Below are 14,146 nucleotides of genomic sequence, written 5' to 3'. Positions count from 1 at the left end.
GCGTCCCGCTGACCCGACCGGTCTGCGTGCTGGTGGGGGCGCCCGGCTCCGGCAAGACCACCGTCGGGCAGGCGCTGGCCACCGCGCTGGGCGTCGGCTTCCGGGACACCGACGCCGACATCGAGCAGTTGGCCGGCAAGCCGATCCCGGAGATCTTCGTGGACGAGGGGGAGGACCACTTCCGTACCCTCGAACGGGCGGCGGTGGCGGCGGCGCTGGCGTCGCACGGCGGGGTGCTCGCCCTCGGCGGCGGCGCGATCCTCGCCGAGGAGAACCGCGCCGCGCTGATCGGGCACACCGTGGTGCACCTCTCGGTGGAGCTGCCCGACGCGGTGAAGCGGGTCGGGCTGGGCGCGGGTCGTCCGCTGCTGGCGATCAACCCGCGCGCCACCCTCAAGCACCTGATGGAGCAGCGCCGCCCGCTCTACGCCGAGGTGGCGACGGCGACCGTGGTCACCGACGGGCGTACCCCGGAGGAGCTCGCCGCCGAGGTGGCGGCCCTGCTCAAGCCCTGAGCGCCGCCCGCCGCACCCGCGTGGTCTCCGGGCGCCAGGTGACGAGCAGGGCCAGGGCGAGCAGGATCTCGGCGAGGTCACCGCCGTAGTACATGACCATCGCCCCGGCGCGCAGCTCGCCCACCGTCGCCGGGACGTCGACCAGCAGGCCGGCGTAGAGCAGTTGGGCGATGGTGGCGTGCGCCGCCACCGCGAGGCCGAGCACCACCAGGCGCGCCGGCACGCGGGGCCGGTGCGGGCCCGGGTCGGGGCCGGCGATGGACCACGCGAAGAGGTATCCGCTGAGCACGAAGTGCAGGTGCACCAGCGCGTGCAGCGACGGGTTCGCCAGCGTCGCCCGGTAGAGCGGCGTCAGCAGGAGCAGCCAGAGACCGCCGGCGGTGAGCAGCAGTCCGGTCACCGGGTGGGCGAGGACCCGGGCGAGGGGGTGCCGCAGCAGGCGGAGCGCCGCCCGACCGACCCGCGGGTCCACCGTCCGCAGCGCCAGGGTGCCGGGCGCGCCGAGCACGAGCGCCAGCGGCGCCAGCATGCCGAGCAGCAGGTGCTGCCACATGTGGCCGGGCAGGCCGCGCGCGGGCCAGGCCAGTCCGGCGACGAGCAGCGCCGCGCCGAGACCGAAGCTCGCGGTCCGCCGGTGGTCCCAGCCGCGCCCACCGTCGTCCCGCTGCCGCAGCGCCGCGGCCAGATAGGCCCAGAACAGCACCAGGGGTACGAGCGCCACGAGCGGAAAACCGCCCGCCGGGTGCCCGAGGTGGGTGGACGTCACGGCCGCTCGACGGCGCAGAGGTCGACCGCCGCGGCCCGCCGTTGGATCGCCCAGCCGGCCCCGACGAAGAGCGCGCCGAGGACGAGGAAGCCGAGGTCCCAGGCGAGCTGGTGCGGCCCGCCGTGGACGTGGTGGATGCCGAGGATCTGGTGGTCGACGATTCCCTCGACCAGGTTGAACAGCCCCCACCCGACCAGCGCCCAGCCCCAGAGGGCGGGGGAGCGCCACAGCCGGCCCCGCGAGCGGGTGACCCGCGAATAGAGCAGGGCCAGGCCGGTCAGCACCGCCACCCAGGTCACCACGTGGAACAGCCCGTCCCAGAGGGTGTTCATCTGCAACCCGGGCACGGTGTCGACCGGGTACGCCTTGATCCCGATCCGGTCGGTGCCGGTGCTGCTGAGCATGTGGTGCCACTGCAGGACCTGGTGCAGCACGATGCCGTCGGCGAACCCGCCGAGGCCGACGCCGAGGATCGTCGCCGGCACCCGGATGTCCGTTCCGTCGATGGTCGATCGGTTCACGCCCGTACCTCCGCCGTTGGTGGTCGGCCCCCAGGATCACTGCCTGTGGTCGCCAGGTCAACCGTCGGCGACGGTTCGGGGTGGCCACGAAGTGGACAGTGCCCGCCGGGCGGCCGTCCACTCGACTAGGCTGCCGGCGATGGACGAGGTGACCCGGATTCCGGTCGGCGGCGAGCGGCCGTACGACGTGCTGGTGGGACGCGACCTGCTCGATCCCCCGCCCCGCCTGCTGCCCGGCGCGGACCGGGTGGCGTTCCTGCACGCGCCGCCGCTGAAGGCGCTGGCTGAGGGGCTCGCCGAACGGGTCCGCGCGGCCGGGGTGGCGCCGCTGCTGATCGAGGTGCCGGACGCCGAGGCGGGCAAGCAGATCGACGTCGCCGCCGACTGCTGGGACCGGCTCGGCGCGGCCGGGTTCACCCGTACCGACGCGGTGGTGGGGGTGGGTGGCGGCGCCGTCACCGACCTGGCCGGCTTCGTGGCGGCCTGCTGGCTGCGCGGGGTGCGCTGGGTGCCGGTGGCGACCTCGCTGCTCGGCATGGTCGACGCGGCGGTCGGCGGCAAGACCGGCGTCAACACCGCCGCCGGCAAGAACCTGGTCGGTGCCTTCCACCCGCCGGCCGGGGTGATCTGCGACCTCGCCACGCTGGACAGCCTGCCCCCCGCCGACCTGGCGGCCGGGATGGCCGAGGTGGTCAAGTGCGGCTTCATCGCGGACCCGGTGATCCTCGACCTGGTCGAACGCGATCCCGCCGCCGCGCTCGACCCGACCGGGCCGGTGGCCCGCGAGCTGATCGAACGGGCGATCCGGGTCAAGGCCGACGTGGTCTCCGGCGACCTGCGCGAATCCGGGCTCCGCGAGGTGCTCAACTACGGGCACACACTGGCACACGCGATCGAGAAGGTGGAGGGCTACCGCTGGCGGCACGGGCACGCCGTCGCGGTGGGCCTCGTCTACGCCGCGACGCTGGCCCGGCTGGCCGGCCGGCTGGACGCGGCGACCGCCGAGCGGCACCGCAGCACGGTGGCGGCGCTCGGCCTGCCGACCAGTTATCCGGCCGAGGCGTGGCCGCGGCTGCTCGCCACGATGCGGGTCGACAAGAAGGCCCGCGGCAGCACGCTGCGCTTCGTGGTGCTGGACGGGCTGGCCCGGCCGGCGATCCTGGAGGGGCCGGACGACGACCTGCTGCACGCCGCCTACCGGGAGATCGCCGGATGAGGGTGTACGTGCTCAACGGCCCGAACCTGGGTCGGCTCGGCACCCGCCAGGTCGACGTCTACGGCGTGACCAGCTATGCCGACCTGGTGGACCGTTGCGTGGACACCGGTCGTGAGCTGGGTCTGGACGTGGTGGTCCGGCAGACCGACGCGGAGCACGAGCTGCTCGGCTGGCTGCACGCGGCGGCCGACGAGGGTGCGGCGGTGGTGCTCAACCCGGCGGCCTGGTCGCACTATTCGATCGCGGTCCGGGACGCCTGCGCGATGCTGCGCGGGCCGCTGGTCGAGGTGCACATCTCCAACATCCACGCCCGCGAGGAGTTCCGGCACCACTCGGTGGTCTCCGCGGTGGCGACCGGGGTGATCTGCGGGCTCGGCGTGGACGGCTACCGGCTCGCCCTGCACCACCTCGCCGCCCGCCGCGACGCCGGCGCCTGACCGCTCCGGGTCGGCGCCCGCTCGGCGGCGGAGGGGGCGGGTGCGCCCGTCGCGCGGTTCTCCGGTCGCCCGCTGGTCCATCGTCGGTGACCTTCCGTGACCCTTGTTGCCGAAGGGTCGGCACCATGGGTGACGGTCGGCACGCTAGGGACCGGACCCTCGTGGCGGCCCCTTTGCTCTGCGCACACGGACGCAGCACCCGTTTGACCTGGTCTTTTCGTTGCGGTCCGGAGCAGGCCGAGAGGTGACAATCGTCACTTTGGGTGACCGCTGCGTCCGTGACTGCAGAGCAAAGGGCGCCAGGGCGGGGTGGTGCGGGTGGCGGGGAGGGCACTCTCCGTCATGTCGATCGCGGCGGTCGGTCCGTGCGGTGGCGCAGCGTGGAGTCCCGGTTCGACACAGCTAGTAGACTTTCCAGGTCTGTCCGCCAATTGATGATCAAGGCAGGAAATGGCCACCACCAACGAGCTCAAGAACGGCCTCGTACTCAACCTCGACGGAGAGCTGTGGGCCGTCGTCGAGTTCCAGCACGTCAAGCCCGGTAAGGGTGGGGCCTTCGTGCGCACCACGCTGAAGAACGTGCTGTCCGGCAAGGTCGTCGACAAGACCTTCAACGCGGGCACCAAGGTCGAGACCGCCACCGTCGACAAGCGCACCATGCAGTACCTGTACGCCGACGGCGAGGACTACGTCTTCATGGATCTGGAGACGTTCGACCAGATCACCGTCCCCGGCGGCACCGTCGGCGAGGCCGCCAACTACCTCCTCCCCGAGGCCGAGGCGACCGTCGCCACCCACGAGAGCGTGCCGCTCTACATCGAGCTGCCGACCTCCGTCGTGCTCGAGGTCACCTACACCGAGCCGGGTCTGCAGGGCGACCGGTCCACCGGCGGCAACAAGCCGGCCACCGTCGAGACCGGCGCGACCGTGCAGGTGCCGCTCTTCATCACCACCGGCGAGAAGATCAAGGTCGACACCCGCGACGGCCGTTACCTCGGCCGCGCCTGATGGCTGAGGGGCCCAAGCAGCAGATGCCGGCGCGCCGCAAGGCGCGCAAGCGGGCGCTGGACGTGCTCTTCGAGGCCGACCTGCGGGACCGGCCCCCGGTCGACGTGCTCGCCGGCTACGTCGAGCGGATCGAGAAGCCCCGGCCCGAGCACCTGGGGTACGCGGTCAGCCTGGTCGAGGGCGTCGCCGCGCACCTGGACCGGATCGACGAGCTGATCGCCAGCTACGCCGAGGGCTGGACGCTCGACCGGATGCCGACGGTCGACCGCAACCTCGCCCGGATCGCCGTCTACGAGCTGCTCTACGTCGACGACATCGACGACGCGGTGGCGATCAGCGAGGCCGTCGAGCTGGCCCGGCAGATGTCGACCGACGACTCGCCGCGCTTCCTCAACGGGGTGCTCGGCCGGATCGCGGAGTACGCCACCCGCTGACCCGCGCCACGTACGACGAAAGGGCCCGTGCCGGACGGCACGGGCCCTTCGTGGTGACAGCGGGTCAGGAGGCGAAGAACGCCCGCGGGTCGGCGACCAGCACCCCGTGCTCGGTGAGCCGCTCGATCAGGCCCGACGGCGAGGCGTCGTAGACGATCGCGAGGGCACGCAGGTCGTCGGCGCGGATGGAGAGCACCCGGCCGTTGTAGTCGCCGCGCTGCTGCTGGATCGCGCGGGCGTACCGGGCGACGTAGGCGAGGTCCTCGGAGGCCTCGTCGTACAGCCGCTCCAGGTCCAGGACGATCTTGCTGGTGGGCTCGTGACGCACCCCGCTGCCGTCGGGCAGGAGCTCCGAGACGGGAACGCGGTAGAAGTCGGCCAGCTCCGCCAGGCGGGACACGGTGACGGCCCGGTCGCCGCGCTCGTACGAGCCGACCACCACGGCCTTCCACCGCCCGTTCGACTTCTCCTCCACCCCCTGCAGGGACAGACCCTGCTGCTGGCGGATGGAGCGCAGGCGGGCGCCCAGCGACTTGGCGTATTCAGAGGGCATTCGGACACTCCCAGTGCTGCTTTGGGGTTCTCCCAGCGATCGCTACGGAGCGTGACGGTACGGGGATTGCGACACGTGGTCAAGTGGTCGTGACATTACCGTTGGGGTGCACGGGGGGAGTTATCCGCATTTCTCCACCCTGATCCTGGGGTCAGTACCGCCCGCGATCTGCCCGGTGACCGCTGGTAACGTGGCCGGAAGCCCCGGTCCGCGCCCCGCGCGGGCCGACCGGTGAAGTCAGACGTCCTTTAACGACCCGTCCCGTGAGGCGGGGAAGGAGGTCCGCCGTGGCCTACCCACCGGCTGCCCGGACAACGCCGCCACCACAACCCTCGGTGAAGGTGATCCTCGCCGCCGCCGACGTGTCGCGGGTGGTCGACCGCATCGCCCACCAGATCCTGGAGAAGACCCAGGGCGCCGCCGACACCGTGCTGCTGGGCATTCCCACCCGCGGTGCCCCGCTGGCCAACCGCCTCGCCGCCCGGATCGGCACCTTCGAGGACGTGACCGTCCCGGTCGGGGTGCTCGACATCACGCTCTACCGCGACGACCTGCGCCGGCACGCCACCCGCGCGGTCGGCCCGACCCAGCTCCCGCCCGGCGGGATCGACGGCAAGCGGGTCATCCTCGTCGACGACGTGCTCTTCTCCGGTCGGACGGTCCGGGCCGCGCTCGACGCCCTCAACGACGTCGGCCGCCCCGCCTCGGTGCAGCTCGCGGTCCTGGTGGACCGGGGACACCGGCAGCTGCCGATCCGCGCCGACTACGTGGGCAAGAACATCCCCACCTCGCTCGCCGAGAACGTCAAGGTCACCCTCGCCGAGACCGACGGCACCGACGAGGTCCGGCTGCTCGGCGCGACCGAAAGGCCGGCCCAGTGATCACCCACCTGCTCTCCGGCGCCGACCTCGACGCCGAGACCGCCACGCTCATCCTCGACACCGCCGGCGAGATGGCCACGGTCGCCGGCCGGGAGGTCAAGAAGCTCCCCGCGCTGCGCGGCCGGACCGTGGTGAACCTCTTCTACGAGGACTCCACCCGGACCCGGATCTCCTTCGAGGCGGCCGCCAAGCGGCTCAGCGCCGACGTGATCAACTTCTCCGCCAAGGGCTCCAGCGTCACCAAGGGCGAGAGCCTGAAGGACACCGCGCTCACCCTCCAGGCGATGGGGGCCGACGCGGTGGTCGTCCGGCACCCGGCCTCCGGGGCCCCGCACCGGCTGGCGAACTGGGTGGACGGCTCGGTGGTCAACGCCGGCGACGGCACCCACGAGCACCCCACCCAGGCGCTGCTCGACGCGTACACCATGCGCTCCCGGCTGGGCCGGCTCGCCGGCCTGCACGTCGCGGTCGTCGGGGACGTGCTGCACTCCCGGGTGGCCCGCTCCAACGTGCTGCTGCTGTCCACCCTCGGCGCCAAGGTCACCCTGGTCGGGCCGCCCACGCTCATCCCGGTCGACATCGCGGCGGCCCTCGCGCCCGGCACCGACGTCTCCTACGACCTCGACAGCGTCCTCGGCGGCGTGGACGTGGTGATGATGCTGCGGGTGCAGCGGGAACGGATGAACGACTCCTACTTCCCCTCCGCCCGCGAGTACGCCCGCCGCTACGGCCTCGACGGCGCGCGCATGCGGCGGCTCCCGGAGCACGCCATCGTCATGCACCCCGGCCCGATGAACCGCGGCATGGAGATCACTCCCGAGGTCGCCGACTCACCCCGCTCCACCATCGTCGAACAGGTCGCCAACGGGGTCTCCGTGCGGATGGCCGTCCTCTATCTGCTGCTCGGAGGGAACAACCGGTGACCGCGTACCTGATCAAGAGCGTGAGCGTGGTCGGCGCGGAGCCGACCGACCTGCTGATCCGCGACGGCGTCGTCGCGGAGACCGGCGCCGCGCTCAGCGCGCCGGACGCCACCGTGCTCGACGGCACCGGGCTGGTCGCCCTGCCCGGCCTGGTCGACCTGCACACCCACCTGCGCGAGCCCGGCCGGGAGGACGCCGAGACCGTGGAGACCGGGTCCCGGGCGGCGGCGCTCGGCGGCTACACGGCGGTCTGCGCGATGGCCAACACCTCCCCGGTCGCCGACACCGCCGGCGTGGTCGAGCAGGTCTGGCGGCTCGGCCGGGAGGCCGGGCTGGTCGACGTGCAGCCGATCGGCGCGGTCACCGTCGGCCTGGCCGGCGAGCAGCTCGCCGAGCTGGGCGCGATGGCCGACTCGGCGGCCCGGGTGCGGATCTTCTCCGACGACGGGCACTGCGTCGCCGACCCGAAGCTGATGCGCCGGGCGTTGGAGTACGTCAAGGCGTTCGACGGGATCATCGCCCAGCACGCCGAGGAGCCCCGGCTCACCGAGGGCGCGCAGATGCACGAGGGCGAGGTCTCCACCCGGCTCGGGCTGACCGGCTGGCCGGCGGTCGCCGAGGAGGCGATCATCGCCCGGGACGTGCTGCTCGCCGAGCACGTCGGCAGCCGACTGCACGTCTGCCACGTCTCCACCGCCGGCAGCGTCGAGGTGCTGCGCCAGGCCAAGGCGCGCGGGGTGAAGGTCACCGCCGAGGTCACCCCGCACCACCTGCTGCTCACCGACGCTCACGCCGAGACGTACGACCCGGTCTACAAGGTCAACCCGCCGCTGCGGACGGCCACCGACATCGCCGCGCTCCGCGCCGCCCTCGCCGAGGGCGTGATCGACATCATCGCCACCGACCACGCCCCGCACGCCGTGGAGGACAAGGAGTGCGAGTGGGCGTACGCCCGGCCGGGGATGCTCGGCCTGGAGACGGCGCTCTCCATCGCCCTCGACGTGCTCGGCCCGCAGTGGGACCTGATCGCCGAGCGGATGTCCCGGGCCCCGGCCCGGATCGCCGGCCTGACCGGGCACGGCCTCGACCCCGCCCCCGGGGTGCCGGCCAACCTGACCCTGGTCGACCCGGCCGCCCGCCGCGTCATCGAACCGGCCGAGCTGGCCAGCCGCAGCCGCAACACCCCGTACGCCCGCATGACGCTGCCGGGTCGCATCGTGGCGACCTTCCTGCGCGGCGAGCCGACGGTCCTGGACGGAAAGGCAATCAAGTGACCCGGAGACGATCAGCGATCCTCGTCCTCGAGGACGGGCGCACCTTCCACGGCGAGGCGTACGGCAGCGTCGGGGAGACCTTCGGCGAGGCGGTCTTCAACACCGGCATGACCGGCTACCAGGAGACCCTGACCGACCCGTCCTACCACCGCCAGGTGGTGGTGCAGACCGCCCCGCACATCGGCAACACCGGCGTCAACGGCGAGGACGACGAGTCCACCCGGATCTGGGTCGCCGGGTACGTGGTCCGCGACCCCGCCCGGATCGGCTCGAACTGGCGGGCCACCGGCGGGCTGGAGGACCGGCTCGCCGCCGAGGGCGTCGTCGGCATCAGCGGCGTGGACACCCGCGCGCTCACCCGGCACCTGCGCGAACGCGGCGCGATGCGGGTCGGCATCTCCAGCGTCGACGACGACCCGCGCGCCCTGCTGGAGCGGGTCCGCCGGTCGCCGCAGATGGTCGGCGCGGACCTCTCCGCCGAGGTGACCACCGAGCAGCCGTACGTGGTGGCGGCCGAGGGGGAGCACCGGTTCACCGTCGCCGCCCTGGACCTGGGCATCAAGCGGAACGTGCCGCGCCGGCTCGCCGCCCGCGGGGTGACCACCCACGTGCTGCCCGCCGGGTCGAGCATCGACGACCTGGTCGCCACCGGCGCGGACGCGGTCTTCTTCTCACCCGGCCCGGGCGACCCGGCCACCGCCGACGGCCCGGTCTCGCTGGCCCGGGAGGTGCTGACCCGGCGGATCCCGCTCTTCGGCATCTGCTTCGGCAGCCAGATCCTCGGCCGGGCGCTCGGCTTCGGCACCTACAAGCTGGGCTACGGCCACCGCGGCATCAACCAGCCGGTGCTCGACCGGGTCACCGGCAAGGTCGAGGTGACCAGCCACAACCACGGCTTCGCGGTCGAGGTGCCGGGCGCGCAGGCCGGCGCGGTCGTCCCCGACCAGGTGATCGACACCGGATTCGGCGGCGTCCAGGTCAGTCACGTCTGCCTCAATGACAACGTGGTCGAGGGGCTGCGGGCGCTGGACGTGCCCGCCTTCACCGTCCAGTACCACCCGGAGGCGGCGGCCGGCCCGCACGACGCGGACTACCTGTTCGACCGTTTCGCGGAGCTCATCGAAGGCGGTAGGAATGCCTAAGCGCACCGATCTCAAGCACATCATGGTGATCGGCTCCGGGCCGATCGTCATCGGTCAGGCCTGCGAGTTCGACTACTCCGGCACCCAGGCGTGCCGGGTGCTGCGCAGCGAGGGGATCCGGGTCAGCCTGGTCAACTCCAACCCGGCCACGATCATGACCGACCCGGAGTTCGCCGACGCCACCTACGTCGAGCCGATCACCCCGGAGTTCGTCGAGCTGGTCATCGCCAAGGAACGCCCCGACGCGCTGCTGCCCACCCTGGGCGGGCAGACCGCGCTGAACACCGCGGTCGCCCTGCACGAGGCGGGCGTCCTGGAGAAGTACGGCGTCGAGCTGATCGGCGCCAACATCGAGGCGATCCACCGCGGCGAGGACCGGCAGCTGTTCAAGGACATCGTCGCCAAGGCGGGCGTCCGGCTCGGCATCGAGGACCCGTCCGCGCTGACCCCGCGCTCGCGGGTCTGCCACTCGATGGACGAGGTCCGCGAGACCGTCGCCGAGCTGGGCCTGCCGGTGGTGATCCGGCCGTCGTTCACCATGGGCGGCCTGGGCTCCGGCATGGCGCACACCGACGAGGACCTGGAGCGCATCGCCGGCTCGGGCCTGGCCGCCAGCCCGGTGCACGAGGTGCTCATCGAGGAGAGCGTGCTCGGCTGGAAGGAGTACGAGCTCGAACTGATGCGCGACCGGCACGACAACGTGGTGGTGGTCTGCTCGATCGAGAACATCGACCCGATGGGCGTGCACACCGGCGACAGCGTCACCGTGGCCCCGTCCATGACGCTGACCGACCGGGAGTACCAGAACCTGCGGGACCTGGGCATCGCGGTGCTGCGCGAGGTCGGGGTGGACACCGGCGGGTGCAACATCCAGTTCGCGGTCAACCCGGCCGACGGCCGGATCGTCGTGATCGAGATGAACCCCCGGGTGTCCCGCTCCTCGGCGCTGGCCTCGAAGGCGACCGGCTTCCCGATCGCGAAGATCGCGGCGAAGCTCGCCATCGGGTACACCCTGGACGAGATCCCCAACGACATCACCCTGAAGACGCCCGCCGCGTTCGAGCCGACGCTCGACTACGTGGTGGTGAAGATCCCCCGGTTCGCGTTCGAGAAGTTCCCCGGCGCGGACCCGGAGCTGACCACCACCATGAAGTCGGTGGGCGAGGCGATGAGCCTCGGCCGCAACTTCACCGAGGCGCTGAACAAGGCGATGCGCTCGATGGAGACCGGCTCCGCCGGGTTCTGGAGTGTGCCGGACCCGCAGGGGGCGACGAAGGAGAACACCCTCGCCGCGCTGAAGATGCCGCACGACGGCCGGCTCTACACGGTCGAACGGGCGCTGCGGCTCGGTGCGTCCATCGCCGAGGTCGCCGAGGCGTCCGGCGGGATGGACCCCTGGTTCCTGGACCAGATCGCCGCCCTGGTGGAGCTGCGCCAGGAGATCGTGGACGCCGCGGTGCTGGACGCGGAGCTGCTGCGCCGGGCGAAGCGGGCGGGCCTGTCCGACCGGCAGCTCGCCGCGCTCCGCCCGGAGCTGGCCGCCGAGGACGGCGTCCGCACCCTGCGGCACCGGCTCGGCATCCGGCCGGTCTACAAGACGGTGGACACCTGCGCCGCCGAGTTCGAGGCCGCCACCCCGTACCACTACTCCACCTACGACCAGGAGACCGAGGTCACGCCCTCGGACCGGCCCAAGGTGCTCATCCTCGGCTCCGGGCCGAACCGGATCGGGCAGGGCATCGAGTTCGACTACTCCTGCGTGCACGCGGTGATGGCGCTGCGCGGGGTGGGCTACGAGACCGTCATGGTCAACTGCAACCCGGAGACCGTCTCCACCGACTACGACACCGCCGACCGGCTCTACTTCGAGCCGCTGACCTTCGAGGACGTGCTGGAGGTCTGGCACTCCGAGGACTCCTCCGGCAAGGCGGCCGGTGGCCCCGGCGTGGTCGGCGTGATCGTGCAGCTCGGCGGGCAGACCCCGCTCGGTCTGGCCCAGCGGCTCAAGAACGCCGGGGTCCCGGTGGTCGGCACCTCCCCGGAGTCGATCCACCTGGCCGAGGAGCGCGGCGCGTTCGGCGCGGTGCTGGCCCGGGCCGGGCTGCGCGCCCCCGCGCACGGCATGGCCACCTCGTACGACGAGGCGAAGGCGATCGCCGACGAGATCGGCTACCCGGTGCTGGTCCGGCCGTCGTACGTGCTCGGCGGGCGGGGCATGGAGATCGTCTACGACGACGCCACGCTGCGCGCCTACATCGGCCGGGCCACCGACATCTCCCCGGACCACCCGGTGCTGGTGGACCGCTTCCTCGACGACGCCATCGAGATCGACGTGGACGCGCTGGTCGACGCCGACGGTGACGTCTACCTCGGCGGCGTGATGGAGCACATCGAGGAGGCCGGCATCCACTCCGGCGACTCGTCCTGCGCGCTGCCCCCGATCACCCTGGCCGGCTCGCACCTGGCGCAGGTGCGGCGCTACACCGAGGCGATCGCCCGGGGCGTCGGGGTGAAGGGCCTGCTCAACGTCCAGTACGCGCTCAAGGACGACATGCTCTACGTGCTGGAGGCGAATCCGCGGGCGTCCCGGACGGTGCCGTTCGTCTCCAAGGCGACCGCGGTGCCGCTGGCCAAGGCGGCGGCCCGGATCGCGCTCGGCGCCACCATCGCGGAGCTGCGCGCCGAGGGGCTGCTCCCGGCGACCGGGGACGGCGGCGAGATGCCGGCGGACGCCCCGATCGCGGTGAAGGAGGCGGTGCTGCCGTTCAAGCGGTTCCGCACCCCGTCGGGCAAGGGCATCGACTCGCTGCTCGGGCCGGAGATGAAGTCCACCGGCGAGGTGATGGGCATCGACACCAACTTCGGGCACGCCTTCGCCAAGTCGCAGTCCGCCGCGTACGGGTCGCTGCCGACCGCCGGGAAGATCTTCGTCTCGGTGGCCAACCGGGACAAGCGCGGCATGATCTTCCCGATCAAGCGCCTCGCGGACCTGGGCTTCGAAATCGTCGCCACCACCGGCACGGCCGAGGTGCTGCGCCGGCACGGCATCGCCTGCGAGCAGATCCGCAAGCACTACGAGGCGGGCGAGGGCGAGGACGCGGTGTCGCTGATCCTCGGCGGTGACGTGGCGCTGGTGGTGAACACCCCGCAGGGTTCCGGCGCGAGCGCCCGCTCCGACGGGTACGAGATCCGCAGCGCCGCGGTCACCGCCGACATCCCCTGCATCACCACGGTGCCGGGTGCGGCGGCGGCGGTGATGGGCATCGAGGCCCGGATCCGGGGTGACATGCGGGTCCGGCCGCTCCAGGAGCTGCACGCCGCGCTGCGGGCCGCCCAGTGATCTTCGAGCGGGTGGTGCGGCCGCAGCTGTTCCGGATCGGGGGCGGGGACGCCGAGCGGGCGCACGAGTGGACGCTGCACCGGCTGGCGGGGCTGTCCCGCCGGCCGGCGGCCCTCGCGGCGCTGCGCGCCCGGTACGCGGTCGACGCGCCGCGCACGGTCTTCGGCGTCCGGTTCCCGAACCCGGTGGGGCTGGCGGCCGGGATGGACAAGGACGGGGCGGCGCTGCCGGCCTGGCCGGCGCTGGGCTTCGGCTTCGTCGAGGTCGGCACGGTCACCGCGCACGCCCAGCCGGGCAATCCCCGGCCCCGGCTGTTCCGCCTGCGCGACAGCGAGGCCGTGGTCAACCGGATGGGCTTCAACAACGCCGGGGCGGCGGGGCTGGCCGCCCGGCTGGCGGCGCTGCCGCGCCCGATCGGGGTGCCGCTGGGCATCTCGCTCGGCAAGTCCAAGGTGACTCCGCTGGACGAGGCGGTCGAGGACTACCTGGCCTCCTACCGGGCGTTGAAGGGGCACGGTGACTACTTCGCGGTCAACGTCTCCTCGCCGAACACGCCGGGGCTGCGGTCCCTGCAGGACCGGTCCCACCTGGACGCGCTGCTCACGGCGCTGGTGGGGGAGAAGCCCGTGCTGGTGAAGATCGCCCCCGACCTGACCGAGCCGGCCATCGCCGAGCTGCTGGAGGTCTGCCTGGACCGGGGCGCGGCCGGGGTGATCGCCACCAACACGACGCTGTCCCGGGACGGGCTGGCACCGGCCGACCGGGAGCGCGGCGCGGAGGCCGGCGGCCTGTCGGGCCGTCCGCTCACCGGACGCGCCCGCGAGGTGGTCTCGTTCGTGCACCGGGAGACCGGCGGTCGGCTCCCCGTCGTCGGGGTGGGGGGCATCCTCGACCAGGACGACGCGGCGCGGATGTTCGACGCCGGCGCCAGCCTGGTGCAGCTCTACACCGGGTTCATCTACCGGGGTCCGGCGCTGGTCCGGGCCGCCGCCCGGGCGGCGGCGGTACCGGCCGGCCGGCGGTGAGCCGGCACCGGTCGACGGTGGGTGCGGGCGGGGAGACGGTGGGTCGTGGCCGGGCGAGGGTGTCCCGGCGCTCCCTTTGCTCTGCACACACCGACGCAGCACCCGGCGTCC

General features: G+C 72.7%; 14 protein-coding genes. 11 read left to right on the top strand and 3 right to left on the bottom strand.

Annotated elements, in window-relative coordinates; genetic code table 11:
• The first annotated feature begins 8 nt into the window (after positions 1–8).
• Positions 9–515, top strand: coding sequence for a shikimate kinase (locus ABUL08_RS13010; RefSeq protein WP_350938608.1), 507 nt, complete (start codon positions 9–11; stop codon positions 513–515).
• On the opposite strand, the gene ABUL08_RS13005 is transcribed toward ABUL08_RS13010, so the two are convergent.
• Together ABUL08_RS13005 and ABUL08_RS13000 are read right to left on the bottom strand one after the other, a co-directional pair.
• Positions 505–1,281, bottom strand: coding sequence for a cytochrome c oxidase assembly protein (locus ABUL08_RS13005; protein WP_350937825.1), 777 nt, complete (start codon positions 1,279–1,281; stop codon positions 505–507). The two genes, ABUL08_RS13010 and ABUL08_RS13005, sit on opposite strands and share 11 nt — an antisense overlap.
• Positions 1,278–1,802: a DUF2243 domain-containing protein gene (locus tag ABUL08_RS13000; RefSeq protein WP_350937824.1), complete on the bottom strand. Its 525-nt coding sequence runs from the start codon at positions 1,800–1,802 to the stop codon at positions 1,278–1,280. Before ABUL08_RS13000 ends, ABUL08_RS13005 begins: the two co-directional genes overlap by 4 nt.
• Positions 1,803–1,941: 139 nt before the next feature.
• Here ABUL08_RS13000 and aroB point away from each other — a divergent pair, with 139 nt between their 5' ends.
• The 4 genes from aroB (at position 1,942) to nusB (ending at position 4,897) form a co-directional block, all read left to right on the top strand.
• On the top strand, positions 1,942–3,018 hold the full coding sequence (gene aroB, locus ABUL08_RS12995; protein ID WP_350937822.1) for a 3-dehydroquinate synthase: 1,077 nt from the start codon (positions 1,942–1,944) through the stop codon (positions 3,016–3,018).
• Entirely contained in the window at positions 3,015–3,455 is a 441-nt protein-coding gene (gene aroQ, locus ABUL08_RS12990) for a type II 3-dehydroquinate dehydratase (RefSeq protein ID WP_350937820.1), read from the top strand. The genes aroB and aroQ overlap by 4 nt, the downstream gene beginning before the upstream one ends.
• 450 nt (positions 3,456–3,905) lie before the next feature.
• Positions 3,906–4,463 carry an elongation factor P gene (gene efp, locus ABUL08_RS12985; protein WP_109802357.1) on the top strand — a complete coding sequence of 186 codons (558 nt, stop codon included), beginning with the start codon at positions 3,906–3,908 and terminating at the stop codon, positions 4,461–4,463.
• Between the two features lie 23 nt (positions 4,464–4,486).
• The gene (gene nusB, locus ABUL08_RS12980; protein WP_350938606.1) at positions 4,487–4,897 is read left to right on the top strand and encodes a transcription antitermination factor NusB; all 411 of its coding nucleotides are present in this window, start codon (positions 4,487–4,489) and stop codon (positions 4,895–4,897) included.
• Between the two features lie 64 nt (positions 4,898–4,961).
• Here the strand turns inward: nusB and bldD are convergent, their stop codons facing one another.
• On the bottom strand, positions 4,962–5,450 hold the full coding sequence (gene bldD, locus ABUL08_RS12975) for a transcriptional regulator BldD (RefSeq protein WP_013285505.1): 489 nt from the start codon (positions 5,448–5,450) through the stop codon (positions 4,962–4,964).
• Between the two features lie 287 nt (positions 5,451–5,737).
• Here bldD and pyrR point away from each other — a divergent pair, with 287 nt between their 5' ends.
• Genes pyrR through ABUL08_RS12945 form a run of 6 tightly spaced genes read left to right on the top strand, consistent with a single transcriptional unit; the run spans position 5,738 to position 14,035 of the window.
• Positions 5,738–6,331 carry a bifunctional pyr operon transcriptional regulator/uracil phosphoribosyltransferase PyrR gene (gene pyrR / locus ABUL08_RS12970; protein WP_350937819.1) on the top strand — a complete coding sequence of 198 codons (594 nt, stop codon included), beginning with the start codon at positions 5,738–5,740 and terminating at the stop codon, positions 6,329–6,331.
• Positions 6,328–7,254, top strand: coding sequence for an aspartate carbamoyltransferase catalytic subunit (locus ABUL08_RS12965; RefSeq protein WP_350937817.1), 927 nt, complete (start codon positions 6,328–6,330; stop codon positions 7,252–7,254). Before pyrR ends, ABUL08_RS12965 begins: the two co-directional genes overlap by 4 nt.
• A complete protein-coding gene (locus ABUL08_RS12960; RefSeq protein ID WP_350937815.1) occupies positions 7,251–8,528 on the top strand; it encodes a dihydroorotase in 1,278 nt (425 codons plus the stop codon). The genes ABUL08_RS12965 and ABUL08_RS12960 overlap by 4 nt, the downstream gene beginning before the upstream one ends.
• Positions 8,525–9,670, top strand: coding sequence for a glutamine-hydrolyzing carbamoyl-phosphate synthase small subunit (carA, locus tag ABUL08_RS12955; RefSeq protein WP_350937814.1), 1,146 nt, complete (start codon positions 8,525–8,527; stop codon positions 9,668–9,670). The genes ABUL08_RS12960 and carA overlap by 4 nt, the downstream gene beginning before the upstream one ends.
• On the top strand, positions 9,663–13,010 hold the full coding sequence (gene carB, locus ABUL08_RS12950; protein ID WP_350937812.1) for a carbamoyl-phosphate synthase large subunit: 3,348 nt from the start codon (positions 9,663–9,665) through the stop codon (positions 13,008–13,010). Before carA ends, carB begins: the two co-directional genes overlap by 8 nt.
• Positions 13,007–14,035 (top strand): quinone-dependent dihydroorotate dehydrogenase, encoded by a 1,029-nt coding sequence (locus tag ABUL08_RS12945; RefSeq protein WP_350937809.1) that lies wholly within the window; start codon positions 13,007–13,009, stop codon positions 14,033–14,035. The genes carB and ABUL08_RS12945 overlap by 4 nt, the downstream gene beginning before the upstream one ends.
• The last annotated feature ends 111 nt before the right edge of the window (positions 14,036–14,146 follow it).

It is taken from the genome of Micromonospora sp. CCTCC AA 2012012 (genome assembly GCF_040499845.1).
Lineage (GTDB): Bacteria > Actinomycetota > Actinomycetes > Mycobacteriales > Micromonosporaceae > Micromonospora > Micromonospora mangrovi.
This window is presented reverse-complemented; position numbering and strand designations above follow the sequence as displayed.